This is a genomic window from Rhizobium etli CFN 42, assembly GCF_000092045.1.
Taxonomy (GTDB): domain Bacteria; phylum Pseudomonadota; class Alphaproteobacteria; order Rhizobiales; family Rhizobiaceae; genus Rhizobium; species Rhizobium etli.
Window position 1 is genome coordinate 2,961,542 of the sequence record NC_007761.1, and the last position, 13,374, is coordinate 2,974,915.

11 protein-coding genes are annotated in these 13,374 nt (G+C 61.8%); 1 reads left to right on the forward strand and 10 read right to left on the reverse strand.

The genetic code is table 11. The features are described 5' to 3' along the window. Positions 1-5: 5 nt before the first annotated feature. From RHE_RS14515 to RHE_RS14540, 6 genes are all read right to left on the reverse strand, one after another. The gene (locus RHE_RS14515; RefSeq protein ID WP_011426083.1) at positions 6-875 is read right to left on the reverse strand and encodes an outer membrane protein assembly factor BamD; all 870 of its coding nucleotides are present in this window, start codon (positions 873-875) and stop codon (positions 6-8) included. A gap of 268 nt (positions 876-1,143) precedes the next feature. Next, entirely contained in the window at positions 1,144-2,100 is a 957-nt protein-coding gene (gene lpxC, locus RHE_RS14520) for a UDP-3-O-acyl-N-acetylglucosamine deacetylase (protein ID WP_011426084.1), read from the reverse strand. Between the two features lie 261 nt (positions 2,101-2,361). Continuing rightward, positions 2,362-4,092: a cell division protein FtsZ gene (ftsZ, locus tag RHE_RS14525; RefSeq protein ID WP_011426085.1), complete on the reverse strand. Its 1,731-nt coding sequence runs from the start codon at positions 4,090-4,092 to the stop codon at positions 2,362-2,364. A 56-nt stretch (positions 4,093-4,148) separates the two neighbouring features. Beyond that, positions 4,149-5,480 carry a cell division protein FtsA gene (ftsA, locus tag RHE_RS14530; RefSeq protein ID WP_011426086.1) on the reverse strand — a complete coding sequence of 444 codons (1,332 nt, stop codon included), beginning with the start codon at positions 5,478-5,480 and terminating at the stop codon, positions 4,149-4,151. Continuing rightward, positions 5,477-6,409: a cell division protein FtsQ/DivIB gene (locus RHE_RS14535; RefSeq protein WP_042118756.1), complete on the reverse strand. Its 933-nt coding sequence runs from the start codon at positions 6,407-6,409 to the stop codon at positions 5,477-5,479. The genes ftsA and RHE_RS14535 overlap by 4 nt, the downstream gene beginning before the upstream one ends. Next, positions 6,397-7,323: a D-alanine--D-alanine ligase gene (locus RHE_RS14540; protein ID WP_011426088.1), complete on the reverse strand. Its 927-nt coding sequence runs from the start codon at positions 7,321-7,323 to the stop codon at positions 6,397-6,399. Before RHE_RS14540 ends, RHE_RS14535 begins: the two co-directional genes overlap by 13 nt. A 448-nt stretch (positions 7,324-7,771) precedes the next feature. Here RHE_RS14540 and RHE_RS14545 point away from each other — a divergent pair, with 448 nt between their 5' ends. Continuing rightward, positions 7,772-8,701, forward strand: a complete 930-nt coding sequence (locus RHE_RS14545) for a UDP-glucose 4-epimerase family protein (RefSeq protein ID WP_011426089.1) — start codon at positions 7,772-7,774, stop codon at positions 8,699-8,701. A gap of 3 nt (positions 8,702-8,704) precedes the next feature. Here the strand turns inward: RHE_RS14545 and murB are convergent, their stop codons facing one another. From murB to ftsW, 4 genes are read right to left on the reverse strand one after another with little or no spacing between them, the layout of a single operon-like run. After that, on the reverse strand, positions 8,705-9,679 hold the full coding sequence (gene murB / locus RHE_RS14550; RefSeq protein WP_011426090.1) for a UDP-N-acetylmuramate dehydrogenase: 975 nt from the start codon (positions 9,677-9,679) through the stop codon (positions 8,705-8,707). After that, a complete protein-coding gene (gene murC, locus RHE_RS14555; RefSeq protein ID WP_011426091.1) occupies positions 9,676-11,091 on the reverse strand; it encodes a UDP-N-acetylmuramate--L-alanine ligase in 1,416 nt (471 codons plus the stop codon). The genes murB and murC overlap by 4 nt, the downstream gene beginning before the upstream one ends. Then, positions 11,088-12,212: an undecaprenyldiphospho-muramoylpentapeptide beta-N-acetylglucosaminyltransferase gene (gene murG / locus RHE_RS14560; RefSeq protein WP_011426092.1), complete on the reverse strand. Its 1,125-nt coding sequence runs from the start codon at positions 12,210-12,212 to the stop codon at positions 11,088-11,090. Before murG ends, murC begins: the two co-directional genes overlap by 4 nt. Before the next feature lie 6 nt (positions 12,213-12,218). Then, the gene (gene ftsW / locus RHE_RS14565; protein WP_011426093.1) at positions 12,219-13,373 is read right to left on the reverse strand and encodes a putative lipid II flippase FtsW; all 1,155 of its coding nucleotides are present in this window, start codon (positions 13,371-13,373) and stop codon (positions 12,219-12,221) included. Between the last annotated feature and the right edge of the window lies 1 nt (position 13,374).

Genomic DNA, 13,374 nt, shown 5'->3' on the forward strand with positions numbered 1-13,374 from the left:
GGGACTTACGAACCGAGCAGGAGTTTCTTGCCTGCCGCAGCGATCCACGAGCCCTTGTTCTCACGCGGCTCGGCGCCACCTGTCTGCAGCAGCTTGTAGGAATCGGCGTACCACTGGCTGTCCGGATAGTTGTGACCAAGAACGGCTGCGGCGGTCTGCGCCTCGTCGACGATACCCATGGCGTAATATGCCTCGACGAGACGGGCCAAGGCCTCTTCGATCTGGTTCGTGTTCGGATATTTCTCGACGACGATGCGGAAGCGCGAGATCGCGGCGAGATATTCCTTTCGCTCCATGTAGTAGCGGCCGACCTGCATTTCCTTGCCAGCGAGCTGGTCGCGCGCGAAGCGGATCTTCGCCTGGGCGTCGTCGACATATTCGGAGTTCGGATAGTTGTCGATCACCGCCTGCATCGCCTCGATCGTCTTGGCGGAGGCCCGCTGATCCTGCGTCACATCGACGATCTGCTTGGAATAGGTGAGACCGATGAGATACTGCACATAGGCAGCATCTTGGGACTTCGGATATTGCGACATGTAGCGATTGCCCGACGCGAGCGCATCATCGAGCTTGCCCTGGCGATATTTGACGAAAGTGCTCATCACAAGCGCCTTGCGCGCCCACTCGGAGAATGGGTTCTCGCGGTCGATCGCGTCGAACTTGCGCGCCGCTTCCGCCATGTTGCCGGCCTTCATGTTGGCGAGGCCCTGGGTGTACAGCACATCAGGCGGATCCGTTTCGAGGCCGAGCTTGGTGATGTCGATATCGGGGTCCGACTGGCAACCAGAAATAGAGGCGCCTGCGCTGAGCACCAGAAGCGATGCGAACAAAGCGCGCGCTGTCTTCATCATACCTTCAGATCCTGCATAAGCCATTCGAAAGAACCCCACTGCCGCCGCTCGCTCCACGACAGCCACGCCTCGCTGGCGTTTCTAGCCACAAATGTGCATCGAGAGCAACGCAATGATAAGGCATTAACGCATTTTTGTGGCAGCCGCGGCCGGAAATGCCCGGCTTTTCACCTTCTTGCCGACCTGTTGCAGCTAAGCACCTGCTGTAAAATGCCTATCGCGGCGAACTCCGGCGACACAAAAAAACCGCCTCCGGGAAAGAGGCGGCCTGGTCTTGAGAATATGCTGGAGGTCATGCCGACCAGGGAGCGAATTCCGAAGCGCTGACCGCGATCATCTCGCGGGCGGCGACACGCTGGCGCGGCGTCGACGTCTCGACCACCTCATACGCAGTGGGGTCAGCGAGCAGCGCCTTCAGAGCATTGGCATTCATTTTATGGCCGCCGCGGTAAGACCGGTAGCAGCCAATGAACTGGGCCCCGGCAAGCGACAGGTCGCCGACGGCATCCAGCGCCTTGTGACGGACGAATTCGTCCTTGGCGTAGCGCAGCCCTTCGACGTTGATGACGGTGTTGTCGTCCGAGATGACCACGGAATTTTCGAGCGAGGAGCCGAGCGCATGGCCCGATGCCCAGAGACGCTCGACATCGCGCATGAAGCCGAAGGTGCGGGCACGGGAAAGCTCGGTCTTGAACACGGAGGCGTTCATGTCGCCTGCCCATTTCTGTCGGCCGATCAGCGGGCATTCGAAATCGATCTCGACTTCAAAGCGCGTGCCGTCATAGGGGCGGAATTCACTCCAGGAGCCGCCATGCTCGATTCGCACCGGCTTGGTGATGCGAATATAGCGGCGCTTGACTCCGAGAGAAACGAGGCCGGCCTGCTCAATCGCTTCGACGAAGGGCAGCGAGCTGCCGTCCATGATCGGCATTTCGGCGCCCTGCACTTCGACAGCCACATTGTCGAGGCCGAGCGCATAGATGGCTGCCATCACATGTTCAATTGTCGCGACCGAATGAGCCGGCGAGAAGCCGAGCACTGTGCAGAGGTCGGTATTGCCGACCTGTGAGGAGACGGCCTTGAGTTCGGTGATGTCGCCATTGTCATGCAGGCGCTGGAAAACGACGCCGGTGTCCGACTCGGCCGGGTTGAGGGTGATCGAGACTTCTGCGCCCGAATGAACCCCGATGCCCGAGAGCGTCACGGGACGCGATACCGTCGTTTGAAAACCCAGCAAGCCAATCGCCATAAAATTTGCCTTTATTTTTCCGCTCCAGTGGTTTGCCTCACGGTGCGGTTATCATTCATTCTGCACAAAGAGCCTCGTTGAGGGGTCTCCTCGGGCAGTTTTCTTGCACCATATTTACGTGGGCCGGCGCTCCAATCCAAATCACTGTTTCTTTCGCTTTGTTACGAAGTCACGCGATTGATAACACTCAGCAATTTCGGGCTGGAAAACGAAAATGCCCGGGACCTGGATCCCGGGCGTGAACGGTGTCGAATCGCAGCCTCAGTTCGACTGGCGGCGCAGGAATGCCGGAATTTCCAGCTGATCGTCTTCCTGCATCATGCGGGCTTGCGGAACCGCACGACCCTGATCGTCGAGATTGCCGCGGCGCGGCGCATAGAGGCTTGCCTCCGGCGACAACGGACGGCGCTGCTGTGACGCGGCCGGCGGTGCGGCGGTCATGTCGGCGGCGACGGCGTCATCGTCGCGGCGGCCAAGCGAATTGGTGATTCGCTTGAGCAGGCCCATCGGCCCGCGCTCTTCCTGGCTATGCGCGGAAGCCGGCTGCGTGCGGTGGTCGAGTTCAGCCTGGACGACCGGCGGGAAATCCTCGACCTTCGGCATGCGCACCGGTTCAGCCGCCTGTCGGATAATCGGCTCCTGTCGGACCGGCTGCTGCTGGATGGGCTGCTGCTGGACGGGCTGGCTCATTACCGGCTGGCTCATTACCGGCGTCGGAGCCTGCTGCTGCACCTGCGGACGGATCGCCGGGGCTTCCTGTGCAGGCGCGAAGATCTTGCTCTGCGGACGGAAGACTTCCTGCTGCGCAGCAGGCTGCTGGACGGGGGCGCTAGCACGCGGGGCCGAAATTTCGAGCTCACGTTCCATCTCGACTTGGCGGATGGTCTGCGCGATCGGATCGGAGACCTTCGGTGCCTGCATCACCGGGGCAGGCTGAACTGCGGCCGCTGCCGGAGCAACAGCCGCGGAGGGACGGATAGCAGGCTTGGCGACCGGCTGGAAGTTTCGCTCGGCGGCTTCACTGATCGCCCGGTCTATCCCTGTCGCAACGACCGAGACGCGGATGATGCCCTCGAGCGATTCGTCGAAAGTGGCGCCGAGGATGATGTTGGCGTCCGGATCGACTTCTTCGCGGATACGGGTCGCAGCTTCGTCGACTTCGAAGAGCGTGAGGTCGCGACCGCCGGTGATCGAGATCAACAGGCCCTGGGCACCCTTCATCGAGGTTTCGTCGAGCAGCGGGTTGGCGATCGCCGCTTCGGCGGCCTGCAGTGCGCGGCCCGCGCCGGAGGCTTCGCCGGTGCCCATCATCGCGCGGCCCATTTCGCGCATCACCGAGCGGACGTCGGCGAAGTCGAGGTTGATGAGACCTTCCTTCACCATCAGGTCGGTAATGCAGGCAACGCCCGAATAGAGAACCTGGTCGGCCATCGCGAAGGCATCGGCGAAGGTCGTCTTGTCGTTGGCGATACGGAAGAGGTTCTGGTTCGGAATGACGATCAGCGTGTCGACAGACTTCTGCAGTTCCTGGATGCCCATTTCAGCCAGACGCATGCGGCGGCCGCCTTCGAAATGGAACGGCTTGGTGACGACGCCGACCGTCAGGATACCCTTATTGCGGGCCGCCTGCGCGACGACAGGAGCGGCACCCGTGCCGGTGCCGCCGCCCATGCCGGCGGTGACGAAGCACATATGCGTGCCGTTCAGGTGATCGATGATCTCGTCGATGCACTCTTCGGCGGCCGCACGGCCGACTTCCGGCTGCGAACCGGCACCGAGGCCTTCGGTGACGTTGGCACCGAGCTGGATGATGCGCTCGGCCTTCGTCATCGTCAGCGCCTGCGCATCCGTGTTGGCGACGACGAAGTCGACGCCCTGGAGACCGGCGGTGATCATGTTGTTGACGGCGTTGCCGCCACCGCCACCGACGCCGAACACGGTGATGCGCGGCTTCAGCTCTGTGATGTCAGGCTTTTGCAGCTTGATGGTCATGGTACCTGTTCCTTCTCTCTCTGGCCGCATCGCCACGCCGGCCAATTACTTGAATTTCAGAAGCTTTCCTTCAGCCACTGGCCCATCCGGGCGATGCGGCTGTTATTTCCCCCAAGCGACATGAGCAGACCGCTCTGTGACGCATGTGTCTCCATGTCCGCGACCTGCGGATAGATCATCAGGCCGACGGCCGTTGAAAAGGCCGGACCCTTGGCCGCTGTCGGCAGGCCCGAAACACCCATCGGTCGACCGATGCGGACATTGCGGGCAAGAATCCGCCGCGCCACTTCGGCAAGGCCGGTCAGTTGGCTCGCCCCGCCGGTCAGCACGACGCGTTTTCCAACGATCGGGCTGAAGCCGGAGCGTTGGATGCGGTCGCGGATCAGTTCCATCGTCTCCTCGATCCGGGCCGATACGATGCGCGAAACCAGCGCCCGCGGCACTTGCGACGGCTGGTCGCGATCGTCCTCGCCGATCGGCGGGATCGAGATCAGTTCGCGCTCGTCCGAGGAATTCAGAAGTGCAGAGGCATGCACGACCTTCAGCCGCTCCGCATCCTCGATGCGGGTCGAAAGGCCGCGCGCCAGGTCGGTGGTGACATGATGGCCGCCGAGGCCGACGGCATCGGTGTGAACGAGCTTGCCTTCGGCAAAGACCGAGATCGTCGTCGTGCCGCCGCCCATGTCGATCGCCGCGCAGCCGAGTTCCACCTCGTCGTCGACGAGAGCGGCAAGACCCGATGCGTAAGGGGTCGCGACGATGCCTTCGACGGAGAGATGCGCGCGATTGACGCTGAGTTCGAGGTTCTTCAGCGCCGAGCGCTCCGCGGTGACGACATGCATGTCGACGCCGAGCGCATCGCCATACATCGCCAGCGGATCGCGGATACCGCGCTCGCCGTCGAGCGAGAAGCCGGTCGCCAGCGAATGCAGCACCGAGCGGTCCTGGCGCAGCGACTGCTGGCAAGCCGCCGACAGCACCTTCTTCAGGTCGTTGAGTTCGACTTCCTGGCCGCCGAGATCGATCGTCGCGGTGTAGATATCGCTGCCGAGGCGACCGGCCGTCAGGTTGACGATCAGGCTTTCGACGGTCAGTCCCGCCATGCGCTCCGCCGCATCGACGGCGAGACGGATGACGCCTTCCAACGCGTCGAGATCGGCGATAACGCCGGTCTTGATGCCGCGCGAGCGCTGATGGCCGATACCGATGATCTCGATATTGTGCGTGCGGCCCGGCAGGATCTGGCTTTCCTCGCGCGGGGTCAGCCGGCCGATCATGCAGACGACCTTGGTCGAGCCGATGTCGAGCACTGACACGATATGCGACCGCTTCGACGAAAGCGGCTTCAGGCGCGGCAATCCGAAATGGGATGAACCGAACAAGCTCATATATTCTGCCCCGCCTTTTTCAATTCCTTGGTACGCTCCGTTACCGCCGCCTGCCGGCGGACCGCCGCTTCCGGCGTCAGCTGGATCGCGGTCCTGTCGGGCAATCTCAGATCGACCGCGGCAATGTCCCGCTCCAGGAGTTGGTGCTCCTTGTCGAATTTCGAAAGCGTTGTCAGCGCCTGATCGATGCCGTCTTCCGGCAGCTTGACTATGACGCCGTTATCCATGTGCAGATCCCAACGACGGCCCGATATCCAGACATAAGCCTTCACGCGGGCCTTCAGGTCGGGCCACTTCGAGAAAGCATCGTCGAGCGAAGCCGCCGCGGTCTCGGCGTCACGGCCGACGACGAGCGGCAGCGACGAAAACTTGTTGTCGCGCAGCGGCGCAATGACGCTGCCGTTCCTCTCGATCAGGGAAAGCTCCTGCCCGTGCTGCCAGATCGCATAGGCCTGACGCTCCTTGAGCTTCACTTCGATCGTCTTCGGATAGATCTTGCGGACCTCGACATTCTCGACCCACGGAAGATGCGCGATCTTCCGGCGGGCCGCATCGACGTCGAGCGCAACAAGCGAGGTCGTGCCGTCGAGGCCGATCAGCTGCAGGATCTCGATCTCGGAGGTTTCCGAATTGCCGGAGACCTTCACGTCCTCGATCGCAAAACCTGCGGCCGTCGTCGTCGCCTGCGCGACGGCCTCCGTGTGACCGCCGAGCGACATGCCGTAGAGGCCGGTCGCAGCCAGGAAGGCAAGCGCCGACACCGTGCCGGTATGGGCCGGAATGTAGATGCGGCCGCTGCCGAGGCTGATTAGGAAACGAGTGACGCGGCGCAGCGGACGCGGCAACACGAACCGCTCTTCGGCTTCCACGATCGGAAGCGCGACATGATGGCTGGGGCGCCCTATCCTCTTGACCGTCAACGCAAACAAGACGCGTCCTCCACCATCCACCGGAGAAACTGACCAAACGAATAGCCGGCATGACCGGCCATTTCGGGCACGAGCGAGGTTGGAGTCATGCCAGGCTGGGTATTGACTTCCAGCCAGATGATTTCGCCGTCGTCGGAGAGACGATCGTCGTAACGAAAGTCGGACCGACTGACGCCGCGGCAACCGATTGCCTGATGCGCCCTTAGGGCCAATGTTTGTATTTTTTGGTAAATATTCGGTGAAATTTTCGCCGGGATGACGTGTTTTGAACCGCCCGCAGCGTACTTGGAATCGTAATCATAAAAATTGTGTCCCAGCGGCACCACTTCCGTGACGCCGAGCGCGACATCACCCATGACCCCGCAGGTGAGCTCGCGGCCGTAAACGTAGCGCTCGACGAGAACGTCCTCGCCATAATGCCACTCGGGCGAGCTGACGACCTGCGGCGGATGCGCCTGATCTTCGGTGACGATGACGACGCCGAAGCTCGAGCCTTCGCGCACCGGCTTCACCACATAAGGCGGCTTCATCGGATGTGTCGCAGGGAAGGCGAAACGGTTGATGACCTGCGATTCGGCGACAGGGATCCCGGCGGCGGCAGCGACACGCTTCGCCTTGCCCTTGTCCATCGCAAGCGCCGAGGCAAGCACGCCTGAATGCGTATAGGGGATCTCCAGATATTCCAGGATGCCCTGAATGGTCCCGTCCTCGCCGAACGGCCCATGAAGCGCATTGAAGACGACATCCGGCTTCAATGCGGCAAGCTTTTCAGAAACATCGCGGGCGACATCAAGCGTGGTTACCTTGAAGCCTTCGGCTTCGAGGGCCTCTGCGCAAGCCTTTCCCGAGGAAAGGCTGACAGGCCTTTCCGAGGAAAATCCGCCCATCAGGACAGCGACATGCTTGCGACTCATCAACACCCCCAAAAATAACTTCCACTTTTGAAATCGACGCTTGCGCGAAGCTGTCTGCGTCGTTCGCGCCTTCATCAGGTCTCACATGCATTAGAGCATCATTATGGTTAATGAAGTGTTTACTTTCGTTAACTGTCGCCCCGAAGCTTCCGAAGCTTTTACCTTTTGCTCATTGTGCAACCATTTCCTTCCCGTCCGGGAATGAACCCGATCGAAACGAAAAAAGCCAATGCATTCAGCGACATATCCGATCGCGCTCACCCGCGATGGAATCAGCCGGGAATCGGATGTCATCTCTCAGCCGGATACCGGCAACAGTGAGGCGGCGGTCGGCGTCTCGAATTGATTAATGCAAGAGTGACTCGGCGTGCAGAGGTCACCGCTTTTCTATTGATGCCGGTATCACTTCCGGTTAGCGAATGCCCCATGGGTGAGCAGGGAGAAGATCATGCGATGCCTCGTCACCGGCGCCGCCGGCTTCGTCGGTAGTCCGCTTGTCAAACGGCTGCACGCAGAGAAAATTTACGACCTTGTGGCTACCACAAGATCGCAGACCCCTGCCTTTCCGCCTGAGGTAGCGCATTTTCCAATTGAAATAACCGGGGGAACAGATTGGACGGCTGCGCTTGAAGGGGTCGACGTCATCGTCCATCTCGCCGCCCGCGTTCACATCATGAACGACCGCGCAGCCGATCCACTAGCGGAGTTCCGCCGGACGAACACTGCTGCCGCGCTCAATCTCGCCGAACAGGCCGCCAGCGCTGGCGTGAAAAGATTCGTCTTCGTCAGCACCATCAAGGTCAACGGAGAAGAGAACGACCGGCCGTTCCGGCACGATGACAGGCCGAAGCCGATCGATCCCTACGGAATTTCGAAACTGGAATGCGAAATCGGCCTGCGCGAAATCGCAGCGCGCACCGGCATGGAAGTCGTCATCATCCGTCCGCCGCTGGTCTATGGCCCCGGCGCACGCGGCAACTTCGCCCTGCTCGTCAATCTTGTCCGCAAGAAATTGCCGCTCCCCTTCGCTTCGCTGAAGAACCACCGCACATTGGTCGCGGTGCAAAATCTGGTCGATCTGATCATCGCCTGCGCGACCCATCCTGCCGCCCCAGGCGAGATCTTCCTTGCCGGAGATGGTGAAGACCTCTCGACGCCGGCGCTCATCAGGGGAATAGCCGCGGGGCTGGGCGTCAAGCCGATGCTGGTCCCCTTCCCGCCTGCACTGCTGCAAATGGCGGCAAAGGCGCTCGGGAAGGAAGCCGTCTATCAACGCCTTTGCGGTTCGCTGCAGGTCGACATAACACGGGCGCGCGACGTTCTCGGCTGGTCACCCGTCGTCACCCCGCGCGAAGGCCTGAAACTTGCAGTGGAATAGCCGCTATTCGCTCGTCACGCCCTGGAACGGGCGGACTTCCCGGCCCGGCATGAAGACGCCGAGGCGCTTGATTTCCCATTCGAGCTTGATCCCCTCCTTCTCGAAGACCTCGCGGCGCACTTGCTCGCCGAGATATTCGAGATCGTAGCCGGTCGCCTGCCCCATATTGATCATGAAGTTGCAGTGAAGCGACGACATCTGCGCGCCGCCGATCACGAGGCCGCGGCAGCCTGCCTCGTCGATCAGCTTCCAGGCCGAATGGCCCGGAGGGTTCTTGAAGGTCGAGCCGCCGGTCTTTTCGCGAACCGGCTGTACCGTCTCGCGGTGATTGCGCACAGCGTCCATTTCGGCGCGGATCTGGGCGCGATCTTCCGGATAGCCCTCGAACAGTACCGAAGTGAAGATCAGATCGGTCGGTGCTGCGGAATGCCGGTAGGAATAACCCATTTCGGCATTGGAAAGCACATGCTTGTTGCCCTTGCGATCGACCGCGTTGACCTCGATCAGCCGCTCGCGTGTCTCGACGCCGTTAGCGCCCGCGTTCATGCGCGCCGCGCCGCCGATGGCGCCCGGAATGCCGTAGTAGAAGTGTAAGCCGCCAATGCCGTTGTCCATCGCCATCGCCGCCACATGTTTGTCCGGGCAGATGGCCCCAGCCAGAATGCGGTTTTCCCCGGCAAGCTCGACGAAACCGAAGCCCTTGGCCGACAGGCGCAGCACGACGCCGGGAATGCCGCCGTCACGCACAAGAATGTTGGACCCGACGCCAATGACCGTCAGCGGCACTTCTTCCGGCAAGATCTTCAGAAAGGCGATGAGATCGTCGATGTCATGCGGCTGAAACATCAGCTCGGCAAGGCCCCCGGCCCTGAACCAGGTGACGCGATCCATGGGGGCATCCGGCGTGATACGGCCGCGGATATCCTTTACACCGTCTCCGAGAGACGCGAGAAGCTTTTCCCCATTCACCTGTTTCATGCGGACTTTCCCGATAGGCCTTCCAGTTGCTTGGGCAGTGCTGCTGCCCAAGATGTGATGCTCCCAGCCCCCAACAGAACCACGAAATCGCCAGGCTTTGCAACCTCCGCAACCATCTCAGGCAGAAGCTCGGCCGAAGACAGGAAGCGGGCGTCGCGATGACCGCCGGATTTGATGCGCGAGACGAGCGACGTGGAGTCGACGCCTTCGATCGCATCCTCGCCCGCAGCATAGACCGGCGCCAGCAAAATGCTGTCGGCATCGTTGAAGCAGGCGGCGAATTCCTCGAACAGGCTCGCGAGACGCGTGTAACGGTGCGGCTGATGGACGGCGATGATGCGCCCCTTGCAGGCCTCGCGGGCCGCCTTCAGTACCGCCTTGATTTCGACCGGATGGTGGCCGTAATCGTCGAAGATCTGCACGCCGTTCCATTCGCCGGTCAGCGTGAAGCGACGCTTGACGCCACCGAAGGAAGCAAGCCCCTTGGCGATATCTTCACTCGATATGCCAAGCCGGTTGGCGACCGCGATTGCCGCCGTGGCGTTGGATATATTGTGGCGACCGGGCATCGGCATGACAAGCCCCTTGAGCTCGGTCCTCTGGCCGGTGCGGCGGCGGCGGATCTCGACGTCGAAAATCGAGCGCGTGCCGTCGATGCGCACATTCTTGAAGCGCACGTCAGCCTGCGGGTTCTCGCCATAGGTGATGATCTTACGGTCCTCGATGCGGCCGACCAGCGACTGCACCTCGGGATGATCGAGGCACATGACGCCGAAGCCGTAAAACGGCACATTCTCAACGAACTGCCGGAAGGCGGCGCGCACGGCATCGAAATTGCCGTAGTGGTCGAGATGCTCGGGGTCGATATTGGTGATGACGGCGACGTCGGCCGGAAGCTTCAGGAAGGTACCGTCCGATTCGTCGGCCTCGACCACCATCCATTCACCCTCGCCCATGCGGGCATTGGTGCCGTAGGCATTGATGATGCCGCCGTTGATGACAGTCGGATCAAGCCCACCGGCTTCGAGCAGGGTTGCGACCAAGGAGGTTGTCGTCGTCTTGCCATGGGTGCCGCCGATGGCGATCGCATTGCGGAAGCGCATCAGCTCGGCAAGCATTTCGGCGCGGCGAACCACCGGCAGCAGCTTTTCACGCGCAGCGATAAGTTCCGGATTGCTCTTTCTGATTGCCGTCGAAACGACGACGACTTCGGCATCACCGAGATTTTCGGCGCGATGGCCGACGAAGACCTCAATGCCTTTCTCGCGCAGCCGCTGCACATTGGCGCTGTCCGATTGATCCGATCCCTGCACCTTGTGACCGAGATTGTGCAGCACCTCGGCAATGCCGCTCATGCCGATGCCGCCAATGCCGATGAAATGGACGAGACCGATCGCCTTCGGCAGTTTCATGCGCGTGTCCTCTTGAATTCTGAGACTGTCTTGCCGGCGGCAATAGCCTCAACCATGTCGGCAAGCAAGTTCGCTGCATCCGGTTTCCCGGCAAGCTTGGCCGCCGCCGCCATGTGCGAAAGCTTGTCCGGATCGTTCATCACATGGCTCAGTATAGAGGCAATGCGTTCAGGTGAAAGCTCCGACTGAGGGATTACCTTCGCCCCGCCGGTCGCAGCCAGCGCGGCGGCGTTGGCTGCCTGATCATGGTCGAGCGCATGCGGATAGGGCACTAGAATGGCCGGGCGTCCGATGACGGAGATTTCCGAAACCGTGGAAGCGCCGGAGCGGCAGATCACCAGATGTGCCTGGGCAAGACGCTCCGCCATGTCGTTGAAAAATGGCGCGATATCGGCTCCCATCTCCAGCTTGGCGACGCAGCCGCTGACCATCTCCATATCCTCAGGGCGCACCTGCTGCGTCACCCTGAGCCGCGCGCGCAGGCCGTCGTCGAGCAGGCTGATCGCCGTCGGCATGGCCTTGGAAAAATACTGCGCGCCCTGGCTGCCGCCGAAGACGACAAGGTTGAAGGGCTCACCGGGGTGCGAGGGCAGGTAAGGCTGCTCGGCTGCAGCAAGGATCGCGGGGCGCACGGGATTGCCGGTCGCAACCGTCTTGTCGGAAAAAACATCTCCGCTTTCCGGCAGAAAGCCGCCGGCGATCGCCTTGACGCGCGGAGCCAGCGCCTTGTTGGCCCGGCCCATGACGGCATTCTGCTCATGCAGCATCGAGGCGACGCCGAGCCGCGTGGCGGCCAGCAGCGGCGGCACGGTTGGGTAACCGCCGAAGCCGACGACAATCACCGGCTTCAGCCGCTGGATCAGCCTTTTGGCCGCTCGCATGCCGCTCCACAACGTCCACAGCGAGCGGGCGACGGCGACCGGGTTCTTCGAGCCGATCGTCGCCGACGGCACGACATGGATCTCCTCGGCCGGGAACTTGCCGGCATAACGTTCAGCTCGGCTGTCAGTGACGAGATGCACCGAGTAACCACGCTCCTTCAGCTTGAAGGCCAGCGCCTCCGCCGGGAACACATGGCCGCCGGTCCCCCCGGCGGCAAGCAGCACGATGCCTTTGCTCATGACCTCCTACTCCGCGGGCATGCCGTGCGGGACGCGGAAGAGACTCCGGTCCTGCGCACGTTTTTCCGGGCGATGGCGCGTCAGCGCCAGAATAAAGCCGGCGGTAACGCAGATTGCCACCATGGAAGAACCGCCGTACGAAATCAGCGGCAGCGTCATGCCCTTTGCCGGCAGCAACTCGAGATTGACGCCGATATTGATGATCGACTGGATGCCCATCTGCAGCACGAGGCCCGCGACGGCAAAGCGATTGAAATCATTGCGTTCGCGATAGGCATGCGAGAGGCCGCGCAGCACCAGCACGGAAAACAGCCCGACGAGCGCCATGCAGAAGACGATGCCGAATTCCTCGGCCGCGACCGAGAAGATGAAGTCGGTATGCGCATCCGGGATGATGCGCTTGACGATGCCTTCGCCCGGCCCCTGACCGAACCAGCTGCCCCGGATAATCGCCTCACGGGCCGTGTCGATCTGGAACGTGTCGCCCTCGCCGGTCATGAACTTGTCTATTCGCCCGGCGACGTGCGGAAAGACGTAATAAGCGCTGAGCAGGCCGCCGGCGCCGCCGATGCCGAGTAGCATGATCCAGATCCACGGCATGCCGGCCATGAAGAACATGCCACCCCAGACGGCGGTCGTCAGGATGGTCTGGCCAAGGTCCGGCTGCGCCACGAGAAGGGCGGCGACGATGCCGAACAGGATGATGGCGAAGAGATTGCCGGGAATCTCTGGCTGGCGCGCATGTTCGGCAAACAGCCAGGCACAGACGACGACGAAGGCGGGCTTCATGAATTCCGAAGGCTGGATGGAAAGGCCGGCGATCCAGATCCAGCGCCTGCCGCCCTTGACCTCCTGGCCGATGAACAGCACCAGCACCATCATGGCGAGCGAAATGATCAGGAGCAGGATTGCGGTTCGCCGCACCTGGCGCGGCGTCAGGAACGACAGCCCGAGCATGACGGCGATCGAAGGGATCATGAAGGCGGCGTGGCGCTTGACGAAGTGAAAAGGCTCGAGCCCGATGCGCTCGGCAACCGCCGGAGACGCCGCGAAGGACAGCATGAAGCCGATGCCCATCAGGAAGATGAACATCGCCAGGAAGAAGCGGTCGATGGTCCAGAACCAATCGGCCAGAGGCCCACGTTCCGCGCGGCTTACCATG